Source organism: Saccharopolyspora tripterygii, assembly GCF_054778355.1.
In genome coordinates this window covers 107,725-128,698 of the sequence record NZ_BAAGZP010000001.1, presented here as the reverse complement: position 1 = coordinate 128,698, position 20,974 = coordinate 107,725, and the positions used below count along the sequence as shown (strand labels likewise).

The 20,974-nt window shown below is 69.0% G+C and carries 21 protein-coding genes; 20 read left to right on the top strand and 1 reads right to left on the bottom strand.

Going from position 1 to position 20,974, the window contains the following annotated elements; translation table 11 throughout:
• Positions 1-19 precede the first annotated feature (19 nt).
• From ACYVF3_RS00665 to ACYVF3_RS00650, 4 genes are all read left to right on the top strand, one after another.
• Entirely contained in the window at positions 20-409 is a 390-nt protein-coding gene (locus ACYVF3_RS00665) for a hypothetical protein (RefSeq protein WP_461152327.1), read from the top strand.
• 4 nt (positions 410-413) lie between these two features.
• On the top strand, positions 414-779 hold the full coding sequence (locus ACYVF3_RS00660) for a hypothetical protein (protein ID WP_461152326.1): 366 nt from the start codon (positions 414-416) through the stop codon (positions 777-779).
• Positions 776-1,288 carry a hypothetical protein gene (locus ACYVF3_RS00655; RefSeq protein WP_461152325.1) on the top strand — a complete coding sequence of 171 codons (513 nt, stop codon included), beginning with the start codon at positions 776-778 and terminating at the stop codon, positions 1,286-1,288. The genes ACYVF3_RS00660 and ACYVF3_RS00655 overlap by 4 nt, the downstream gene beginning before the upstream one ends.
• Before the next feature lie 200 nt (positions 1,289-1,488).
• On the top strand, positions 1,489-2,589 hold the full coding sequence (locus tag ACYVF3_RS00650) for a glycosyltransferase family 4 protein (RefSeq protein ID WP_461152324.1): 1,101 nt from the start codon (positions 1,489-1,491) through the stop codon (positions 2,587-2,589).
• 185 nt (positions 2,590-2,774) lie between these two features.
• Here ACYVF3_RS00650 and ACYVF3_RS00645 read toward each other — a convergent pair whose 3' ends face one another.
• The gene (locus tag ACYVF3_RS00645; protein WP_461152323.1) at positions 2,775-3,539 is read right to left on the bottom strand and encodes a PASTA domain-containing protein; all 765 of its coding nucleotides are present in this window, start codon (positions 3,537-3,539) and stop codon (positions 2,775-2,777) included.
• Between the two features lie 312 nt (positions 3,540-3,851).
• Between ACYVF3_RS00645 and ACYVF3_RS00640 the strand changes: the two genes are divergently transcribed.
• The 16 genes from ACYVF3_RS00640 (at position 3,852) to ACYVF3_RS00565 (ending at position 20,907) form a co-directional block, all read left to right on the top strand.
• The gene (locus tag ACYVF3_RS00640) at positions 3,852-4,475 is read left to right on the top strand and encodes a hypothetical protein (RefSeq protein ID WP_461152322.1); all 624 of its coding nucleotides are present in this window, start codon (positions 3,852-3,854) and stop codon (positions 4,473-4,475) included.
• Complete coding sequence (locus ACYVF3_RS00635) at positions 4,475-4,951, top strand: hypothetical protein (protein WP_461152321.1); 477 nt, start codon at positions 4,475-4,477, stop codon at positions 4,949-4,951. Before ACYVF3_RS00640 ends, ACYVF3_RS00635 begins: the two co-directional genes overlap by 1 nt.
• Before the next feature lie 101 nt (positions 4,952-5,052).
• Complete coding sequence (locus tag ACYVF3_RS00630) at positions 5,053-5,343, top strand: hypothetical protein (RefSeq protein ID WP_461152320.1); 291 nt, start codon at positions 5,053-5,055, stop codon at positions 5,341-5,343.
• Positions 5,336-8,779: a hypothetical protein gene (locus tag ACYVF3_RS00625; RefSeq protein WP_461152319.1), complete on the top strand. Its 3,444-nt coding sequence runs from the start codon at positions 5,336-5,338 to the stop codon at positions 8,777-8,779. The genes ACYVF3_RS00630 and ACYVF3_RS00625 overlap by 8 nt, the downstream gene beginning before the upstream one ends.
• The gene (locus tag ACYVF3_RS00620) at positions 8,779-9,603 is read left to right on the top strand and encodes a hypothetical protein (RefSeq protein ID WP_461152318.1); all 825 of its coding nucleotides are present in this window, start codon (positions 8,779-8,781) and stop codon (positions 9,601-9,603) included. Before ACYVF3_RS00625 ends, ACYVF3_RS00620 begins: the two co-directional genes overlap by 1 nt.
• Entirely contained in the window at positions 9,600-13,766 is a 4,167-nt protein-coding gene (locus tag ACYVF3_RS00615) for a phage tail protein (protein WP_461152317.1), read from the top strand. The genes ACYVF3_RS00620 and ACYVF3_RS00615 overlap by 4 nt, the downstream gene beginning before the upstream one ends.
• 232 nt (positions 13,767-13,998) lie before the next feature.
• Positions 13,999-14,199: a hypothetical protein gene (locus ACYVF3_RS00610; protein ID WP_461152316.1), complete on the top strand. Its 201-nt coding sequence runs from the start codon at positions 13,999-14,001 to the stop codon at positions 14,197-14,199.
• Positions 14,200-14,938: 739 nt separating this feature from the next.
• Positions 14,939-15,517, top strand: a complete 579-nt coding sequence (locus ACYVF3_RS00605) for an HNH endonuclease signature motif containing protein (protein WP_461152315.1) — start codon at positions 14,939-14,941, stop codon at positions 15,515-15,517.
• A gap of 54 nt (positions 15,518-15,571) precedes the next feature.
• Positions 15,572-16,027, top strand: a complete 456-nt coding sequence (locus ACYVF3_RS00600) for a hypothetical protein (RefSeq protein WP_461152314.1) — start codon at positions 15,572-15,574, stop codon at positions 16,025-16,027.
• A complete protein-coding gene (locus ACYVF3_RS00595) occupies positions 16,012-16,281 on the top strand; it encodes a hypothetical protein (protein WP_461152313.1) in 270 nt (89 codons plus the stop codon). Before ACYVF3_RS00600 ends, ACYVF3_RS00595 begins: the two co-directional genes overlap by 16 nt.
• A gap of 13 nt (positions 16,282-16,294) precedes the next feature.
• Entirely contained in the window at positions 16,295-17,299 is a 1,005-nt protein-coding gene (locus ACYVF3_RS00590) for an N-acetylmuramoyl-L-alanine amidase (protein ID WP_461152312.1), read from the top strand.
• Positions 17,296-17,505 carry a hypothetical protein gene (locus tag ACYVF3_RS00585; RefSeq protein WP_461152311.1) on the top strand — a complete coding sequence of 70 codons (210 nt, stop codon included), beginning with the start codon at positions 17,296-17,298 and terminating at the stop codon, positions 17,503-17,505. The genes ACYVF3_RS00590 and ACYVF3_RS00585 overlap by 4 nt, the downstream gene beginning before the upstream one ends.
• Before the next feature lie 2 nt (positions 17,506-17,507).
• Positions 17,508-18,086 carry a hypothetical protein gene (locus ACYVF3_RS00580; protein WP_461152310.1) on the top strand — a complete coding sequence of 193 codons (579 nt, stop codon included), beginning with the start codon at positions 17,508-17,510 and terminating at the stop codon, positions 18,084-18,086.
• A 9-nt stretch (positions 18,087-18,095) separates the two neighbouring features.
• On the top strand, positions 18,096-18,578 hold the full coding sequence (locus tag ACYVF3_RS00575; RefSeq protein WP_461152309.1) for a hypothetical protein: 483 nt from the start codon (positions 18,096-18,098) through the stop codon (positions 18,576-18,578).
• Between the two features lie 3 nt (positions 18,579-18,581).
• Positions 18,582-20,582, top strand: coding sequence for an SGNH/GDSL hydrolase family protein (locus ACYVF3_RS00570; RefSeq protein ID WP_461152308.1), 2,001 nt, complete (start codon positions 18,582-18,584; stop codon positions 20,580-20,582).
• An 88-nt stretch (positions 20,583-20,670) separates the two neighbouring features.
• Positions 20,671-20,907 carry a hypothetical protein gene (locus ACYVF3_RS00565; RefSeq protein WP_461152307.1) on the top strand — a complete coding sequence of 79 codons (237 nt, stop codon included), beginning with the start codon at positions 20,671-20,673 and terminating at the stop codon, positions 20,905-20,907.
• Positions 20,908-20,974: the final 67 nt, after the last annotated feature.

Sequence of the window (20,974 nt, the reverse complement as noted above, 5' to 3'; positions counted from 1 at the left end):
CACACGGGCTGCGTGTGGGGTGCCCCCTTCCCATGTCACGGTCGCTCTCGACGACGACTCCACCGGCTGCGGCTGCGGATGCGCCGGCGACGACGGTGTGCCGGTCGGCGAGGTGTTCACAATCCGCGCCCGCGGCCGGGACCACTTCGACGCCGACGGGAACCCGCACTTCACCTGGACCTTGCTCGGTACCGGCGCGGGGATCGAGCGCACGGTGCGCACCGAAACCGACGACACCACCGGGCACACAACCATCACCGGGCAGATCACGATGGCCTGGAGTGGCCAACCACCGGATGAGACCGCGGTCGTCGATGGTCCCGGCGGCCTCCGCTGGCACATCACCGCCGTCGCCGCCCTGCCCGGTGCGCTGCGGCTCACCGTGGGGAGGGTCAGCGATGCCGGATAGGAACGTGCACGTCACCGGCATCGACGGCTGGATTGACGGTCTCGACCGGCTTTCCCGTGGTGTGGGTGAGCATCAGGTCGCCGAATGGCGGTACGCCACGGAGCGGTTCTACGACCACACCCAGCGGTTCGCGCACGTGCTCTCAGGTGACATGAAGGCGTCCGGGCGGTTCGCGCTGGATCCGCAGGGCCAGCAGATCGAGGGCAGCGTTACCTACGGCGGCACCCCCGACTGCGACTATGCGGTGTACGAGATGCTCGGCCGCGGTGGGGAACACAACGCGCTGCAGCGCGGCTATCTCGCCAACATCGACGCCTTCGAGCAGGCCCTGGTCGACGGGATCGCTGCCGAAATCGACGGGTGGGGGTGACGAACGCGGTGGAGCTCGCACCGGCCGCCAGGCGGCATCTCCAGGAGGATGTGACCATCCGCGGCTACGTGTCCGGCCGCGTGTACGTGCACACCCTGCACGATCACGTGTCGCCGCACGGGCACCGTGCCGTGGTGGTGCGGCCCTCGGGGGGCTGGTCGCAGCCCGAACGCCGCTCCGGCGCCGAGTTTCCGCTGCTATATGTCGATTGCTGGGCCGATGTGACCCGCAACCCGGACGGCACCCGGTCGGCCGACGACAACGTCCCCAACGCGTGGGCCGTGTACCGGGCCGTCGACCGGCTGCTGCAGGGTGTGCGGGACCAGCGGTGGGGCACGATCGGTTCGCAGGCGGGGTTGACGATCGTGTCCTGTGAGCGCTGGTCGGAGCCGATCCCGCAGGTCGCCGGCACCGGCCACGCCGGGCCCTCGACGCCGCTGCCGTACCCGGTGCCGCTCGACGAGGCGGCCGTGGTCACCGCGGTCTACGCCATCCACACCTTCCACTAACTCCCGGAGGTGAGCGACGTGGGCAGGTTCAGGTCCAAGGCGCAGTGGCGGGCGATGCATGCCCGGCACGGTCACCGAGGCTGGGTGAAACGCTGGGCGAAGAAGGGGCGGGGCCGGTACCGGTCGTTGCCCCGCTACGTGGTGGGCTCGAAGTACCGTGGCACGGGCCGGATGCGGCGACGCGGCGGGAGGCGCAGGAAGTGAGGATCCTCCTTCGAGGCCCGGTTGATCCGTGGTCGGGGTACGGGCGTGACGTCCTCGGCCTCACGACCGCGATGCTGGACATGGGCGTGGATGTGTCGCTGTGGCCGCTGTCAGTCGCGCCCGGACTCCCCGAGCAGATCGCTCGCCTGCTGAGCCGCCCGGTGGAGCCGCCCTACGACTGCCTGCTGTGGTACGCGCCGCCGGATCAGATCGTGCCGTGGAGCATGTACGGCTGGGCCACCACACAGCTCGGCTGGACGATGTGGGAGCGCGCCCCGTTCACCTCGGCGAACCTGCCGTGGTGGGACGACGACGATCCGGACCTGCAGCGCGGGCGCGTGTGGTCGCAGCGGTATCGGGACCGGGACGCCCCCGCCGCTGGTTGGCTGGATGCGCTCGTGGTGACCTGCCCGATGAACGTGGCCGCGTTCGAGCACGTGGAGCGGCATCTGCCGATCGAGGTCATCCCGCCCGGTGTGGACTTCGAGAACTACCCGCTGGCCACCCGTCCCGATCGGGGGCCGGTGCGCTACGGGTGGGTGGGGGTGCCCTCGCAGCGCAAGAACCTGCCCGCGCTGCTGGACGCCTGGACCCGGTTCCGGGAGGAACACCCGGTTTTCGACGCCCACCTGGAGATCAAAACCACGGGTCTCGGCGCGGGAGTGGTGGAGGCAAGCCGGATTCCGGACGTGACCGTGTACCGGGACACATGGCCGACGGCGAAGCTCCGCGAGTGGTATTCGAGCCTCGATGCGCTGGTGTCGGTGTCGCGGGGCGAGGGGATGAACAAGCCTGCGGTGGAGGCGATGGCCACCGGGGCGCCGGTGATCGCGCCGTCGTGGGGTGGGCACGAGAACTGGCTGCACCCCGACCTGGGCTACCCGGTCGACTACCGGCTCACCGAGTCACCGTTCGAGGCGGGCACGTACGACTGCGAGCCCGACCCGGAGGATCTGCTGCGCGCTCTGGTCGCCGCGGCCGACGATCCGGAGCGGCGGCGCCGGAAAGGCCACGCCGCCGCGAACTTCGTGCGTTCGGCCCTGACCTGGACCGGTGCGGCCGAGCGTGTGCTGCAGCTCGCCGCCCGCCACCTGTAGAAAACCAACAGGCCAGGACCGCAGTGGTCCTGGCCTTGCGTTCTTGTTGTAGTGGGTCGGGCAGCACCCCCGAGGGGGATGGGGGTGCTGTCCGGCCGAGCGGTGTCGCATCCCGACACGCGACCCGCCCTCCTCTGCCCGTCTCCCGTCCCCTCGGCGGGACCGCGGGCGAGGACGATCGTGGTTCAGCTGACCTTCTCGAACGGCTGGCAACCCTGGATTTCCAGCAGTTCACCGGTCTTCACCGTCACCCGCGACGGGCCGTCGTTGAGGTGGTTGGTAATGATGTTGGAGAACTCCGAGGAGCCGTTCTTATACCGCGCCCAGTAACAGGGACGGCCGTCGCCACCAGCGGACTTGTAGGTACCGGGCTCGATGTCGTCGCCGACGTGGTACGAGCCGTCCGCGATGCCGCTTGTCTGCGGGCCCGCGTTTTCTACCGGAGCAACGGGGTTCGCGGCGGACGCCCCACGCTTGGTCATCGTCACGATGACCGTCGAGTTGGACTTCACGACGGTTCCCGCAGCGGGTTCGAGCTTGGTGACGGTCCAGTTCGCGGGCAGCAGCACCATCGCGTCGTTACGGTCCTGACTCGCCGGGGTCACGGCGGTCAGCCCGAGGGCCTGCAGCTCGTCGACAGCGATCTGGCCGTTCTTACCGGCGACCTCCGGCAGCGTCACGTCAACCACCGGAGCCGGGGCCGGGGTGCTGTAGCTGGGCAGGGCCGCCGGAGTCGCAGGCGCGGTGGTGTTCGAGGAGTTCCCCGAGTTGACCATCCCGATCACCATGAGGACCGCGACACCGCCGACGATCCACGGCCACTTCTTGGCCTTCTTCTTCGGAGCGGGCTGCTGCGGAGCCATCCCGTAGTAGGGCTGCTGCGGAGCCATCCCGTAGTAGGGCTGCTGCGGCGGAGTAGCCGGCGGCTGGGTGTTGAACGGCTGAGTCATGTCCATTTTCTCATTTCCGCCCGGTCGGGCGCCCTCTGCTCGTCTAAGCGGTGCGAGCTTCAACTACTCATTCGGACGATCACCGAGAGTCGTTACCGGTTCGCGAACAAAAGTTTTCGCAGGTCATGAGCAGCACATGGCGGTAACGCAGCGCGTTCATCGAGCGATTGATATGTCCCCCACGCCGGGGAGGTGTGTGACACCACCAGTCCCGCGACGGCACCCGATCGCGCTCCCGTAGGCACGCGCACGACCCTTGGCGCGACCAGCAGTGAGACCCCGGTGGGGTTCAGCAGCGAAGGGTGGTGCGCGGTGTCCTCTCCCGCCCCAACACAGTCCGCGATCTTCGAGGGCTTCTCCGTCTCCCACGCGCAGATCCTCAACGGCTCGGAGACGTTCCTCGAAGCACTCGCCCGCACCGACATCGAGGGCTGGGACGTCTACGGCGTCAACGAAGCCTCGATGGAGCCCGACACCGACAACTACGACAACGAGGGCGACGACGCCGTGTTGTCGAAGTGGAACTGGCTCAACTTCGTCGAGCTGTCGGTGCAGGCCGGCTACGTGTCGTTCCCCCTGATCTCGAACATGACCGGTGCCCCGATCACCTCCACCGCGGGCGCGGGCACCACCAACTACAGCATCGACCTGTGGTCGGAGACGATGTTCAACATCCAGGCCCGGCCGATGCTGATCCGCATGCCCTCCCGCGACAAGACCGGTAAGCCGTGTTCCCTGGTCGCCGGCCTGTACCGCGTGAACTTCGCGCCGATCACCTTCGACGGGCCCTCATACAAGGAGGGTTTGAAGGTCAACTACAACGGTCAGGCCGTCCTGTCGCAGTGGGACGAGACCGGTACCGAGCACACCGACAAGGACGAGCTCGGGGCGACCATCAAGAAGGTCGGCAAGCTCATCGCGGTGGTGCGCAACTGATGGGCACCAAGACCAAGGCCGCCGAGGATCCCGCCGGCGGCCTCGACACCATCGCCCCCACCGAGGCGCCCGTCACCGTCGGCGACATCCCGTGCCGGGTGAAGCGACTCCGGATGCGGGAGCTGATGAAGCTCGTGCGGGTCCTGACCACCGGGCTCGGAGACGGTCTCGCCCGCCTGGACTTCAACGCCGAAGCCGAGGAGTTCGGGCAGCAGCTGTTCGGAATGGCCATCGTCGGGATCCCGGAGGCCGAGGACGAGTTCGTCGAGCTGGTGCAGGCCCTCGTGGAGCCGGTCGACCCACGGCATTCCGGGCCGGTGCGCGAGGCACTGGACAACCCCGAGGCCGACACCGTCATCGACGTGCTCGGTGTGGTGATCGAGCAGGAGCGGGAGTCGTTCGGGCTGCTGCTGGGAAAACTCCGGACCCTGGTCGGGGCGGCGAGCACGCTGCAGAACAAGACGGCGGCGAGCTAGACGACTGGGACCGGCAGTGGAAACGGCGGCCGTGGGCGGCCACGTTCGACCTTCTCTCGGCCGAATACGGCTGGACCGACGCCCAGATCCTCGATCTGACGTTGCCGCGCATCCACCAGGCCCGCGAGGTGCTCCTGGCGCGCAGAGCGCGGGAGAACGCCGATCAGGCCCGGTTGTTCGAGGTCGCCACCAAACACGTGGTGGCGACGGTGGCGAATTCGGCGCTCGGGGCGAGGAAGGGTGCGGGTGAGAAGGCGGCACGCAACGTCCGGTTCGTGCGGAACCAGCAGGGGCCGCGTGAGGTGACGGTCGGGCAGGGCGCGGCCCTGTTCGGTGCCGAACCGCTGGTGCCGGAGGGGATGACGGCAGCGGAGGTGATCGCGCATGGCTGACGCCGGTTCCGCCACGTTCCGCGCCATCGCGGACTTCTCGCGGCTGAGGAAGGAGTCGCGGGCCGCGGCGCGGGAACTGCGCGGGGTGAAGGATTCCGCCAGGGATGCCGATCGGTCGTTGGCCGAGGCGCAGCAGCGCAGCGAGGACGCGGCGAAAGCGCTCCGGTCGTCACAGCAGCAGGTGCGGCGCTCGTCGGAGGCGTTGGAGGCCGCTCGCCGGCGGGAGGCCGACGCTGCGGGGCGGGTGCGGATCGCCGAACAGCAACTCGCTGACGTGCGCGCCAAGAGCGGCGGGAACACGGCGCGCCGGGTGGCCGCGGAGGAGCGGCTCGCGAAGACGATGCGGGATTTGGACGCGGCGCAGCGCAACACGGTCAAGCGGTCCGGGGAGCTCGACGCGGCGCAGGAACGGCTCGTGGTGTCCACCCGTGAGGTGGAGCAGGCGCAGGCCCGGTTGCGGGGCAGCACCGAACGCTCGACGAGCGTGTGGGGCCGGTTGCGGCAGGCGGTGCGTGGGGCGTCCGATGATCACGATCGGTTCGGGAACGTCGTCTCGGGAATCGGGAAACGTCTGCCGCGTGTCATTGGCCTGATCACGAAACTCACTGCCGTGCTTGGGGCCGCGGCGCTGGCCTCCGGTGCCCTGCACGCGGGGGCGGCAGGGGTGATGTCGCTGGTGGGTGCGATCGGTGCTCTCTCCGGCGCGGTCGGGGTGCTTCCCGCCGTGTTCGCCGCCGCCGGAGCCGGGATCGCCACCCTGAAGATCGGGCTGTCGGGTTTCGGTGACGTGATGAAGGCCGTCGCCGAGGGCGACGCCGAGGCGTTCGAGGAATCCCTGAAGGGGCTGACGCCGGCCGCGCAGGGCGTGGCGCGGGCCCTGTGGGAGTTGCGCCCGGCGTTCCAGGCCATCAAGGACACGGTGCAGGAACGATTGTTCTCGGGCCTGGCCGACCAGGTCCGCGAGCTCGGCCGCATCTACCTGCCGATCCTGCAGAACGTGCTCGGTGACGTCGCCACCTCCATGAACCGAGCGGCACGCGAGGTCGCGGGTTTCATGCGGGAATCGCGGGCGGTGGACGCCACCCGCCGGATCTTCGACCGCATCGGCAACGCGTTCGACCGCCTGGTGCCCTCGGCCCGCAACCTCGTCGAGGCGTTCCTCGACATCGCCGATGTCGGCTCGGAGTTCCTCGCGCCGATCGCCGACGGGATTACCGACGCCACACGCCGGTTCCGGGAGTTCATCGCGCAGGCCCGCGAGTCGGGGCAGTTGCGGGAGTGGATCGGCACCGGCATCGACGCGGTGAAACGCCTCGGGTCCACAGTCGGCAACGTCGGCTCGATCATCATGGGCGTGTTCCGGGCCGCCGAGAGCACGGGCCGGAACTTCCTGGTCACCCTGGATGAGGGTACGGAGAAGATCGCCGCGTGGGTCAACTCCACGAAGGGGCAGACCGCGCTCGCCGACTTCTTCCGCGCCGCATCGGATGCGGCGGCCACCTTGATCCCGATCCTGGTGGCGGTGGCCGACGTGGTCGGCACGCAGGTCGCGCCGCTGCTAGCGCGGCTGGCGAACCAGATCGGCCCCGGGGTGGAGTCGGTGGTTCGCGGCCTGGGGACGGCGTTCGAGGTCGCGGGCCCGCACCTGGAGGACTTCTTCGCCGCGGTCGGTGACCTCCTCGACGCCATGGGCGGTGCCGGGCCGCTCGTCGGCGCGCTCGCGGGCGGTTTGGCTGACGTTCTCACTCCGGCGGTGCAGGCGTTGACGTGGGCGCTGGAGGCGCTCACTGGCTGGTTCAACTCGTTGCCGCAGCCGATGCAGGAGCTGGTCGGTGGCCTCGGTGGGGTCGCGCTCGCCGCCGGTGTTGCGGTGTTCGCGCTCGGTCGCATCATCGCGATCGGCAGGAGCGTGGTCGGCACGTTCGGGGCGATCAAGGCTGCTGCCGCCGCGGTCGGCCTGATCAAGATGCCTGATCTCGACGTCGCCGACGCAGACCGCAAGGGCGCGGCGGCGGGGAAGGTGGCGCGGGGCGGGTTCCTGCGGGCCCTCGGGGACGGGCTGGCTACGGCGGCGGGCGCGGTGTTCTCCGGGTCGTTCTGGGCCAAGGCCGGTGCGCTGCTGGGCCGTGTGGGGCCGAAACTGCTGCAGCTCGGCCGTTTCCTCGGACCGTGGGGCTTGGCGATCACGACGGCGATCACCGCCGCGTGGGCCCTGTGGGACAACTGGGATCAGGTGTCCACGTTCGTCTCGGACGCGGCGACCGCGGTGGGCGACAAGTTCGCCGAGTGGGGACCGAAGATCGGCGAGGCCCTCGCGTCGGCGGGACTCGCGGTGCTCACCTGGTTCGCCGAACTACCAGGCAAGATCGGCGAGTGGCTGGCCGCACTCCCCCAGCAGCTCTGGGATCTGTTCGTCGCCGCCCTGACCTACGCGGCCGAAGGCGTCGGTTACGGCATCGGCCTGATCCTCGCCGCGGTGGTCGGGATCCCGGTGCTGATCAGCACCGCCCTGTGGGAGCTCGGCCAAATCCTGTGGCAGCTGTTCACCGACGCTTGGCAGCGCGCCAAGCAGGCCACGATCGACGCGGGTACGGCGATCTACGACTGGGCCCTCGGGTTGCCCGGGCGGATCCGCGATGCGGTGGCCTCGCTCGGCGAGACCTTGTCCCGGTGGGCCTCGGATGCGTGGTCCTGGGCGGATCGCACCGCCCGCGACATCACCAACGGCACCGTCGACTGGCTCACCCGCCTACCGGGCCGCATCGGCGACGCGGTCTCCGCGCTACCGGGGCAGATCGACCGGTGGGCCCGCGACACGTGGGATCGGGCGTCACGGGCCTTCGGTGACGGGGTGCGCGCCCTGGAGGACTGGGCGCGGGGCTTGCCCGGCCGGATCGCCAACGCGGTCGGCAACGTCGGCCAAACCCTCTACAACGCCGGTGCCTCGATCATCGAGGGCTTCGGTCGCGGCATCAAGAACGCGGTTCAGGACGTCTACAACTTCGTCTCCGGCATCGCCGGTCGGATCGCGGCGTTGAAGGGCCCGATCACCTACGACCGGGTGCTGCTGGTCGAGCACGGCCGGTCGATCATCGACGGCCTCAACCGCGGGTTGCAGTCCCAGTTCCCGCAGGTCGAGAAGACGCTGCGGTCGATGACCGACGCGATCCCCGACCTCACCATGCCGGTGCGCACCACCGGGTTGGAGGCGCTGCGCAACGCTGCCGCCCTGTCCTCGGGTATCGGGGTGAACGTGGCACCCACCCTGACGCCGCGACTGGGGGATCCGACGTGGACGGGGGCGGGTGTGTCGGTGTCGGTGACCCAGAACATCTACAACCCCGCCCCGGAGACGCCGAGCGAGAGCCTGACACGGCGGATGCGGCGGGTCTCGGAGCTCGGGCTGCGTGAAGCCCTGGACAGGAGGGCCGGTTGATGCCGATCACCGTGGATGGGGTGTCGCTGCAGCACTTCGGGTGGAACATCACCACCACCGGTTCCCGGTTGCGGGCCGCGGCACGCCGGGGCAGCAACATCGAGGTCGCTGGCGCGGACGGCGCGGTGTGGCAGCCACACAAGCCCCTCGACGAGCTGCAGTTCGAGTTGTCGATGTGGATCCTCGGCGCCGACGCGGACGGTGGGATGCCGGAGGACGGGATCGGCCGGGTGCGGGTCCGGCAGCGCGTCGATGAGCTGCTGGCGTTGCTGTGGCGCACCGATCGGTTGGTGGAGGTCACCGACACCGACCGCGGGCGACGGTGTTTCGCCGAGGTGCTGCAGCCGTTCGACCCGACCACGATGGCCCACGCGAGCCGGGCGGAGTTCGCGGTCGAGTGCAACGTCCCGGCCGGCTGCTGGGAGGACATCACCGTGGTCGACACCGGGCCCGTGCCGCTCACCAACTCCCAGGCCACGACCCTCACCGGGTTCGGCGGCGGGAACCTTCCGCCGGGGCAGCTCACGGTTCACCTGGACGGGCCCGGCCGCAACATCCGGCTGACCACCGCCGACGGCGCATGGCTGGCCTTCAACGGTGACCTCCCGACCGCAGGGGTGGTCATCGACACCGCGCTCCCGGCCGCGTACCCGGCCGACAACCCGACGGTGTCGCTGATGACGCAGGTGCGGTGGGCACCGCACGCCGCGATGCTGCCGCTGGGCTACTCCCCCACCGACCCAGTCTTGGGCATCACCGCGGAGGCCACGACCACCGACTCCCGCATCCAAATCACCGGCCGGCGGAGGTGGCGCAGCGCATGACCACCAGCATCCCCGTGCTGCGGCTCATCGAGGACGGACAGCCCGGACGGGTTTTGCCGCAGTGGACGAACATCGAGCTCGGCACCGACGACGGCACTGCCTCCACGCTCGTCCTCCACTACACCGCCGAGCACCCCACCGCCGCGCTGCTAGTCGACCAGGCCGAGGTCGTGGTGATGCTCGACGGCCAGGAGCTTGCCGACGGCCGGTTCGTCCTCGACGAGTCCGCCTCCGACGAGGTCATCGACGAAGCGCTCGTGTCGTGGAAGGGCGTGTCCACGCTCGGCGAGCTGCGCTATGCCCGGGTGTACCCGCAGTCGTGGCCGTCGCTGGACGAACCGAACCAGCCGTTGGACAACGTCACCCCCGGGTTCGCGTTGCGGCTGCTGATGGAGAAGGCCCAGGACCGTGGGGCACTGGCCGGGATCACGTGGGACTTCACCGACACCTACGACTCGGCGGGCCAACCGTGGCCGCGAACGGTGACCGAGGTGGTGGAGGCCGGGAAAACCTACCTGGAGGTGGTCGAGGCGTGGCATGACCGCAACCTCGCGACCGCCCGCATGACCGGCGGGGTGCTGCAGCTGTTCGCCTACGGCAACCACGGCACCGACCGCACCGCCGACGTGCAGTTGCTGCGAGGGCGGGATCTGCTCAACGGGCCGGTCGACACCTCCAGTCGCGACACGGTGTCGACCATGCTTGCCCTGTCGGGCTCGGTTGGGGTGGAGCGCGCCAACAACACCGCCCTGGCCCGGTACGGCCGCCGCGAGGGTTTCCTGTCGCAGGCCCAGGCTCCGGACGAGGCAACGTTGGCGAGCATCGCCGACGGCACCATGTCGCTGATGGCGCGGTCGCGGGAGTCCTACTCCTACGACCTCGCGCTGCACGGATTCCGGCCGTTCACCGACTTCGACCGCGGCGACGTGGTGGAGGTGCGGGTGAAGGGCCGTGACCGGGTGATGCGCGTCCGGCAGCTTGCCGTGGAGTGGAACGCCGACGGCACCGCTACCGGCAGCGTCGCGTTCGGCGATCGCTACGCCGACGCGGCCACCACCGCCCAGCAGCGCCTGGAGCAGCTGACCAGCGGCAGCATGGACACCGGCGCCTACGGATCCCCCATGATCAACGCTGGGACGTACCCGACCGGCGATGTGCCGGGCACACCCGGGGAGGTTGGGCGGGACACCGTCGCCCCCGCCGCACCTACCAACGTGCACGTCACCAACCGTGCCTACCTGGCGCAGCGCGGCCAGTTCGGTGCGGCGGTGACGATCGCGTGGGATCCGGTGGAGCGCAACGTGGATGGCAGCACTGCCGAGGATCTCTCCTACTACTCGGTGCAGCTGTTCCGGCATGAGCCCGAATGGCTGCTGTACTCGGAGTGGCAGCCGGCGGGCACGATTCCACCGGAAACCACCACCACAACCCTGTACCCGCTGGACCCCAACCGCGAGTACCGGATCCGGGTGCGCGCCACCGACTGGTGGGGCAACAACTCCGGCTGGACCGAGCACACCTTCACGACCGGGCAGGACACGCAGCCCCCGACGAGTCCCCCGGCCGCGCCCGGGGTAGAACCGGCGCTGTTCGGGGCGTTGCGCATCTCCTGGGACGGACTCGACGCCGACGGCCTGCCGGTGGAGGACGACGCCGGACACGTCGAGGTGCACGTGTCCACCACCGCGCAGTTCACGCCGGATGAGACGACGATGCGCTCCACGATCCCGGTGCCCGCGCCGGGCCAGTCGCTGGACACCATCGTCACCGACCTCAACCCCGGCACGACCTACTACGTGCGCCTGGTGCTGGCCGACGTGTGGGGCAACGCTTCCGAGCCGGGACCGCAGGCCAGCGGTATCCCCCGCGAGCTCACTGCGGAACCCGGCGATGTCGGCCCGGAGAACCTCACGTTCGCCGATTACGGCAACCTCGTGCCCGACGGCAGCTTCGAGCGGCCGGAGTACCGGACGCTGCTGGCCGCCGAACGATTCGAGGAATCCGACACCGCCGGCGCGTGGACACCATCCGGCCGGGGCGGGTTCGTGCGCAACACCGGCGACCACGTGCTCCTGGACGCCGACATGACCAGCGCGGCGGCGTGGCGCACCCGTGAAGGGCCGGCCCCGGTGGTCACCGGAGACGGCCTGGCCAAGGACGGCACCGGCCATGCCCGGTGGTCCACCGTCGCCACCATCCCGTTCGACCCGGTGGCGCTGTACAAGGTTTCGGCGCGGGTGCGGGTGGAGCGCACCTCCACCTCCGGTGGCGGCCACTTCTACGGCGCGATCGAGTCGAAAACCGCTGGTGGCGCGTTTATCAACGGCAACGGGGCCGACGCGTGGACGTTCATGCAGGAGGCGGTGGCCTCCGATCGGGCGCAGTCGGCGGTCGGGCAGTGGCGCACCTGGACCGGCTACGTGCGCGGTACCGCCACCACCCCACTCGCCCTGCGGGAGGGCCCCTACAACAGCCCGGCCCCGCTCCCAGCGGGTACGGGGCAGTTCGGGTTCCAGACCACGGTCGACTTCAACGGTGGCAACGGGCGCTGGACCGTCGGCGAGGTCCGCATCGAACGCCCCGCGCCGTCGGTGCACGGCGACTGGGCGTTGCAGATCAACGGGGGTGGCGCGGCCTTCCAGCGCGCCGTCCTCGCCGAGATCGACAACCCGGGCGCCGACATGCAGTACTACGTGCGGTTTTGGGCCCGGCTCACCGGTCCGCGCACGACACAACCGACGGTGTTCGCTGCCGCCGAACTCCTCGACGAGGACGGCGCCTTCATCCCGATCAGCGCGGCCCCGGCGAAATCCGGCGGATGGGACCACGACGGCTGGTACTTGATCGAGGGCAGGTTCCAGCGGGACCCCGACGCGCAGTACGCCCGCGTCAACCGCGCCCGCCTCTACGTCGCTACCGCGGCGCTGGCTGCCGGCCAAACCGTGCAGGTCGACGCGGTGGAGATCCGTCAGGTCGCCACACGAGTCCTGATCGCGGATGCGGCGATCGACGACGCGAAAATCGCGTCGCTGTCCGCATCGAAGATCACCGCAGGAACGATTCAATCGGTCGTGACGATCTCGGGGCGGATCGCCACAGCCGAAACCGGTGCACGAATCGAGCTCGATTCCGCCGGGCTGCGCGGCTACGCCAGCAACGGTTCCCGCACGGTGTCCATCGACACTGCCACCGGGGCGGCGCAGTTCACCGGCTACCTCGGCAGCACCGAGGTCCAGGGCTTCGTGCGGGCGTCGAAGGACGGTGCCCAGATCATCATGTGGCCCGATTCGTCGTTCCAGCGGTGGAACCGGTTGTGGCCCGCGCTGGTGCTCTCCACCGGTATCGCGCCGTGGGAGAAGTCCCCGGCCTACTTCACCTCGACGTGGGACCGCACGATGCGCGAGTTCTACTGCTACTGGCGCGCTCCCGGCATGAAACTGCGCGGCTCGCCGTACCCGTACGGCTGGACCGAGATGGAGCTGACCACCACCGCCAGCGGCCCCAACAACGCCACAACCGGGGAAACCGAGCAGATGGGTGGCCGGTTGAAAATCCGGTTCCCGGCGCCGCTGGCCGAGTTCGACAACGGCAGTCCCGACCGCGGGCTCACGGGCGGCGGTGCCGCCTACATCGACAACCAGTGGCACTACGACTACAACCCGCGCCAAGGCCCGCGCCCCGGCCTCGACATCGCCTTCGTCGGCGAAACCACCCACGGCCACAAGGCGGGGATGGTCATCCACACCGACATCGACGCCCCCAACGCCAAGGACCGCGTCTGGATCGACTTCCGCCGCAACGCCTACTGGACCAGCCCTAACGACGGGTCGGTGTACTACCACGACAACTGGGCCTACGTCGGCCTGCGTGCGGACATGTTCGTCGACATGGAATCCAACGAGCACACCAAGACCGACATCATCGACATGCCGTTCTCCGCGGTCGACGTCGTGCGCTCGAACCCGGCCAAACGGTGGCGCCGGAAGAAGGACGAGAACCGCCGACATCGCTTCGGCCCGATGTCCGACCAGCTACCGGAGGGCATCGCGGTCACCGACGAATCCACCGGCAACCGCGGTATCTCCCTGGACTCGGCCATCGGCCTGCTGTGGAAGGCCATCGAGGAAACCCACGAGCGCCTCGACCGATTGGAGGGCCAGTGACCGAACCCGACCGCGGTGAAGAGACACAGTCGCCGGCGGATCCGGCTCGTCCCGGCGCGGAGGGTGAAGCTCTCCCGCCCCTGCCCGAGCCGCTTCCATACGTGGTGGGGACGCCCCCGGGCTTGCCGCCGCTGGAGGGCTTCCCGGCCTTCGACCTGAATGGCGACGAGATCCCAACCGACCCCGAGGGAGATCAGTGATGCAGACCCCCACGAACGCAGGTGACGCGCAAATGGATGCGCAACCGGTGGTCGACACCTTGGCACACCAGATCGGCCAGCTGCATGTGCAGCTCGCGCTGCGCGACGCTCAGCTCTCGGAGAAGGACCGGCACATCGAGCAGCTCCGCAAGCTCACCGAAGAGCGCACCAACGGCAAACGGGTCGCCCCGGATCCGTCCGAGCAGGTCACGGTCGACGCCAGCCGCGCCTAGGGCTGCTGTCGGTGCAGACGGCTACCTTGATCGAGTGCGCGAATGTGCTGGATGCCGTGTGGTCTTCTCTCCGAAGCGCTCTGATCAGCTGTTTTGCACCCGTTCCTGTAAGCAGCGGGACGGAAGCCGCCGGGCAAAAGCAAGGGCAAAGCAACGGCGACCGGACCGGCCGTGCGAATGGTGCGGCACGTTGATGGTCAACGCACGGCAGCGGTGGAGGTTCTGTCAGGCGGAGTGCCGACGACTGGCCTACGCCGAGCGTGACCGTAAACGCGGCACCGAAGACCTTAATCGGACGTGTACCGAATGCGGTTCACAGTCCGGTCGCCGCAAGTTTTGTTCGACAACCTGCAAGAACCGCAACGGGGAACGAACCCGTGGGGTGAAACGCAGGGCAGCCAGGTTCGGGGGCATGCCGCGTACCTGCCGGTGCGGTGCCTCGATTCCCTATGAAGCGCCAATGGATAGGGTGCACTGCTCGGTGCAATGCAAAGAACGCGGCCGAGCAGCGCAGCGGAAAGCTGAGCGTCATCGCCGCATGTTCGGCTCCGGGCCCCGGCTGTGTGCCTTTTGTGAGTCGCCGTTGCCAGAGGAAAGCACCGGACACCGTAGGTACTGCTCGGACACCTGCGCTCAGCGAGCAATCCGTCAAGGTTGGAGGGCCAATCCCGGGTCGCGGCCGCCCAGCCGGAAGCTAGTCGACTTGCCAAGTCGACCGTGCGAATGGTGTCACGAATCGATGCCCGCACCCTCGCAACTGCAACGCTTCTGCGGCGCGGAATGCCGACGGTTGGTGTACGCACAGCGTGACCAGGCCCGCTACCAGCAACAGCGGGAAGCCGAGTTGAAAGCTCGACCGTGCGAGTGGTGCAACGGTCCGATCGTGAACGTTCAGAAGAAGTCCGCACGCTTCTGCTGCAAAACCTGCCGCGTGGCAGCCAGGTACGAGCGGCGGAAAGACGAACACAAGGCCTATCGCGACAAGGTTCGCAAGCGCCCGGAGTTTCGGGAGATCAACCGTGGGTACGCCTACCGCCGTCGCGCCAAGCAGCGCGGCACGCAGTGCGAGGTGATCACACCTGATCAGGTAGCAGCGCGGCTGTCCATGTTCGGTGGCTGCTGGATCTGCGGCAGCACCGCGAGCGAGGTTGAGCACGTCAAACCCCTCGCTAAAGGGGGACCTCACATCCTGGCGAACCTTCGGCCAGCGTGCGGGCCCTGCAACCGGAGAAAGGGCGCCCGTTGGAACGGCTTACAGGCGATGATGGCATGGCGGGAACGAACGGCACGAGCCCTGACCACGTGTGACACTCAATGACCTGGTGACCTGGGAGCGCGACAGCACCTCACGGTCCCTCGCACGATCCATGCCGTGGTCCCAGAGCGGTCAGGTGCGGATGGTGAGCCTGGCGGTGCGCATCGTGCCGCCAGGCGCACTGGCCTGTCCGGCTACCGCTGGGTCGCCTCGATGGGAGTGCTCATCGCCCTGGCCTCCGCCGCCGTGCACTACCTCGTCGCCCCGCCCACCGGCGGCCCCGACTCGATCGTGCGCTACGTCGACGAACTCGGCCCCGTGTGGCCGGGCCTGTTCGGCGGTGCCGGCCTCGTCCTCGTCGTCGCCCTGCTGACCAGCCGGTTCCGGTACGGCGCGCACGTGCTCGCCGCCGGCTGTCTGTCCGGCTACGCCGTCGCCCTGTGGGGAACCGCGCTGCTGTCCGGGTCGACTCGCGGCGTGGTCACCGCAGGGCTCGCCACCGCCCTGGCGGTGCACGCCCTGCTACTGGCGGCCGTCTACAGCCGAGGGGGTGCGGGATGGACCCAGCGCTGATCGGCTCAATCTTCGCCGGGATCACTGGTGTCTTGACGGTGGTGACCGGCTACCTCCTCAACCGCCGCAAGGTCGAAACCGAGCACGTGGCCGCCGACGTCGGCGAGTTGACCGCCGAGCTGGAGGACCTGCGCGCCCGCATGGATGCCGCGCTCAGCCACATCTACGAGCTCCGTGGCGTGATGAGCGCACGTGACCTACCGGTTCCCGCCATGCCCGACGAACTGACCGCCCGGCGCCGGCGCAGCGCATGAAAGGACCGCTCCCATGATGCTGACGAACCTGGCCGACATCCTGCGCGGCGCAGGACTGCCCGTGCATGAAGTCGCAGGGTGGCGAACCAGGGCACCGCACGGGCAAATGAGCGCGGTACGCGGGGTGCTCTGGCACCACACAGCGACGAGCGCGAAAGCAAGCGGGGACTACCCGAGCCTGCGCATCGTCACCGATGGCCGCAGCGACCTGCCGGGCCCGCTATGCAACGTCGGGTTGGGCCGCAACGGAACCTGGTACATCGTGGCCGCCGGCCTCGCCTACCACGCCGGATCGGGCAGTTACCCCGGCGTGGGGACCAACGGCAACGGCACGCTGATCGGCGTCGAGGCCGAGCACCCTGGAACCGCGGGCACCCCGTGGCCACCTGCTCAGATCGACTCGTACCGGCGCGGTACCGCCGCGCTGCTGCGTGCCTACGGGCTCGGCGCCGATCGCTGCATCGGTCACCGCGAGTGGGCGCCACGTCGGAAGATCGACCCGGTCGGTCTCGACATGAACGCGGAACGACGTTTCGTCGCCGGATACCTGTCCGGTGCCGCCCGCCAATCAGCCCCGTCAGTACCTGAACCGGGAGGGATCGAGAGCATGGCGATGGACACGCCCTGGACCGACACCTACAACAACCGGCAGACCGTCGAAGGGTTCATGCGCGAGACCCAGCGCGACCTCAACGACATTCACGCCGCGATCCTCGGTGCCCAGAAGTCGCGGATTCCTGGCGATAAGAACACCACCAACGCCGCGAACCTGTGGTTCGACGCAGGCAGCTGGACCAACCAGACCCTCGGGCACGTCGTGGCGATCCGGGCCGCGCTCTCGCAGCAGCAGGGAGCCAGTCCGCAGGCCATCGCCGAAGCCCTGCGGCCGGCATTGGCAGACCTCGTCGGGCCCGTGGTGCGAGATGCGGTGACGGCCGCGCTCGGTGCCGACAACCAGGCGCAGGCCGACGCGATTGTCGATCAGATCGCCACCCGGCTCGGGGAGGGACAGGCATGAGCCAGCACAGTCTCGACGCTGGGAACAGCGGCGGCGGGTGGTCGCCGCAGCCGAAGGTCGCGGCCGGTGGGGTTGGCGGCATGGCCGCGATCGTGGTCGTGTGGATCCTTTCCTCGGTGGGGCTTGAGATGCCCGAGGCGGTCGCGACTGCCATCGGCGCGCTGATCACCGCGGGCGTCGCCTACCTGATGCCGCACAAGGGCTAGCTGTGTCGACACCGCTGGCGATCCAGTACGTGACGTTGACCGGCCGGTGGGTGCGGGTCGACGGCAGCCCTGCGTCCGGGCACGTACGTATCGCGTCGTGGCGGACCGTCACGTCGGGTGTCACCGACACGGTGATCTCGGTGCAACCCATCGAATACCCCCTCGACGACGACGGGGGCATGTCCGTGCGTGTGCCGATCACAGTGCAGGACGCAGTGCCTGACTCGATCTACGTCGAGGTGCACGTGCTGCTGGCCGACACCCGGCCGGAGTCCCTGCTGCTCCGCATCCCCGGCGATACCGAGCTGGTGGACATCGCCGACGCGGAGCGGGTTCCGATGCTCCCCGAAGGCCCGGAACCACCGGTGGTTCCCCTGGTGGCGTGGTCGAGCGTGGGTGAACCCGGCGGGGTTGCACCGCTCGATGGGTCGGGGCTGGTGCCGTCCCGGTACCTGCCCGCCGGCTCCGGCGGGACAGCATCGGAGGCGATCGTGTTCGGCTACGGGCCACCACCGACGGACCTCGTCCTCACCGCAGGGCAGATGTACATCGACCAGGAATCGTTCCTGGTGTACCGATAGGAGTCGCACATGGCGACGTTGACGCCGATCGGGTCGATGCGGGGCCCGACCGGACCGGCCGGGCCATCGGGTACCGACGGGCGCGGGGTGTCCTCCGCAGGGGTCAACCCCTCCGGTGACCTGATCCTCACCTACTCCGACTCGACGCAGGCCAACGCCGGGCACGTCGTTGGCGCCGACGGAACGTCGGTGACGATCCAGGACAACGTGCCCACTGCCGCGGACCTGCCAAGCGGGCTGACCGAGGCCGACGCCGGCAAGGGCTGGATCACCGACGACACCGGGCACCTGCACGTGTGGTCGGGTAGCGAATTCACCGACGCTGGTGCCATCAAGGGCCCGCCCGGCGACACCGGGCCCGCCGGACCCGCCGGGCCACGTGGCAGCTCGTTCTTCACCAGCGCAGGCGCCCCGGATCCGAACGACCCCAGGTTCCAGGCAGGCGACACCGTCATGGACACCGCCACCGGCACCCTGTACTCGGTGAGCTGACCGATGGCGACCTTGACGCCGATCGGGCAAATCACAGCGTCGGCGGGTGCGCACGAGCACAGCGCGGCCGAGGTCGCCGCGTGGCATCCGGCGGCGACCCGCGCTTCGATCAACCCGCACTACACCGATCCCTCCGGACTTGGGCCGAGCCGGAACGCAATCCCGAGGGTCGACCACCGGTTCGGACGGTCGTTGTCGCGGGTCATCGCCCACGGGGTGCGGGAGATCCGGCTGGAGTGGCGCAACGTCTACACGCAGGTCGCCGACCCTGGTGAGGTCAACGGACCGAACGCGGTGACGATCCGGGCTGCGGTGGAGTACCCGGCGGGCCGGTGGCGGAAGGTCAACGGCACGACCGCGTGGTCATCGAGCACTGCGTACGCGGCCGGTGACCAGGTCACGCACGGCGGGCAACGATTCGTGGCGATCAACGCAACCAGTGCAGGCCAAACACCGACGACGGACCCGTACGGGCCGTGGCGGCAAGTGCAGGTACTTCCGGTGTCCTGGCCCGGTCAGGATGCCAACCGGCGCGTCACCGTCGACCCCGGCGGGACAGTTACCTCGGACCCGATCCGGGTGGGCTCCGCGGGGATCGGGTTGATGGCCGGGCACCAGGTCGCGGTGTGCCTCCTCGCCTCGGCGGCAAGTGCCGGTGGCGCGGTAATCGCGGGCGCGGACGCTCTCACCGATGACTTCGTCCTCGACTTCCCGACGGCCCCGGATCCGGCCGTCGATCTCGTCGACGCCCCGGTCACGACCGAATCGTCGCTGGCCGTAGGGACTCCGATGCCGATCCCGACACTGATCGCCGGGCGCTCCGAGGACCCTTCCACGGTCGCGGTCTTGGGCGACTCGTTGTTCCACGGGCTCTACGACACCGCCATCGACAACGACATCGGCGGGTTCATCTCCAGGGCGTTTCGGGCGCGGCAGCACTATCACGTGTCGGTTTCCGGCGCCCGCACCGACTTCTACACCCAACCCGCGCAGGTCTCCCGCTGGCGCTGCGAACTCGTCGACCGCTTTCCGGTGGTGCTCACCGACCTCGGTGGCAACGACGCCGTTGTCGGCGACGGCACGACGAACATCGCTAGCAACCTGGCGATGGTGCAGCAGCGGCAGACCGCCCTGTGGCGTGGCCTCGCGCAACGCAGCTCGCGGGTATGGGCGACCACGATGACGCCCTGGACCGCCTCGTCGGACGGGTGGGCCACCACCACGGGACAGACCCGGGCGAACAACGTCATGGGCGGCACGAACGGCCTCGACGGTGTGTGGGGCCGGCTGCGGGACTGGATGGTCGACGGTGCCCCCATCACCGTCTACGGCCGCACCGTGCGCGCCGGGGACGGGGAACACCCCCTCGCCGGCATCGTCGACATCGCCTACGCGGTGATCGACCCGGCCACCGGGTGGAAGTGGAAGGCCGGGTTGAGCCCGGACGGAATGCACCCCAACGCCGCCGGCCACGAGCTGCTCGCGACCGCGCTGCGCCCGTATCTGCCTGCGTTGACGCACGTGGGTGGCATGTCCCGCATCCCGTCGGGAACGTTCGAGGGGCATTGGTCGGTGCCGTTCGCCGCACAAGCCGGTGGCGGGGAGTCCAAAGCGATCACCGCATCGGCCGACAGCAAAGTCGCGCTGCCGAACGTGCTGGTCGACACACTCTCCAGGACCGTGGTCGACGGGGTTGGCTGCACCATGAACGCTGGCATCTTCGAACCCATCGTCGGCGGCGAGTGGCGGTTCGAATTCGCGACCCAGTGGATGGGTGGTTCCTCGTCAGTGCGGGCGATGTACCTGTCCGAGGTCGCCAGCAACGTCTTCGGCAGCCTCGGCTCGCAGGGCCTGGTGTCGGATGCGATGTCCTCGGGCACGGTCGTGCGTCTCAAACCGCGTCAGCGAATGGCCTTGTACGTGTCGAACTGGACCCGCGGCACGACCGTGAAGCTCTGGAACGACGGCATGACGCACATCCGCGCCACGTGGCTCGGGCCGTAAGTCGCGGCCAACTGAGGCCCAAAGGCCTATGCACTTTGTGTAGCCCATCGGAATACTACGAGTAATCGACTCTGGCGAGGGGGACGCAATGCCGAACACCATCGGCCGGTGGCGTGCGGGACACACTAACTGGCTCACGATCCCGCCGTACGAGATCATTCTCGAACGGTCCCCACCGAAATGGCTCCTGACCTACCTCGTTCACGGGGAGCGTCACGCCCTGATCGGTTTCGACACCGAGGAAGAAGCACTCCGTGACCTGACCTGGTTGAAATCCAGGTGCCCGGCAGGTGTCGATGCCTGGGTCGAGACCGCCATGCCGTGACTCGGTAGCGCGAACCCGGGATCACCCGGAACAATCTGAGAAGGCTTCGCGTGTGGTGACGCGGAGG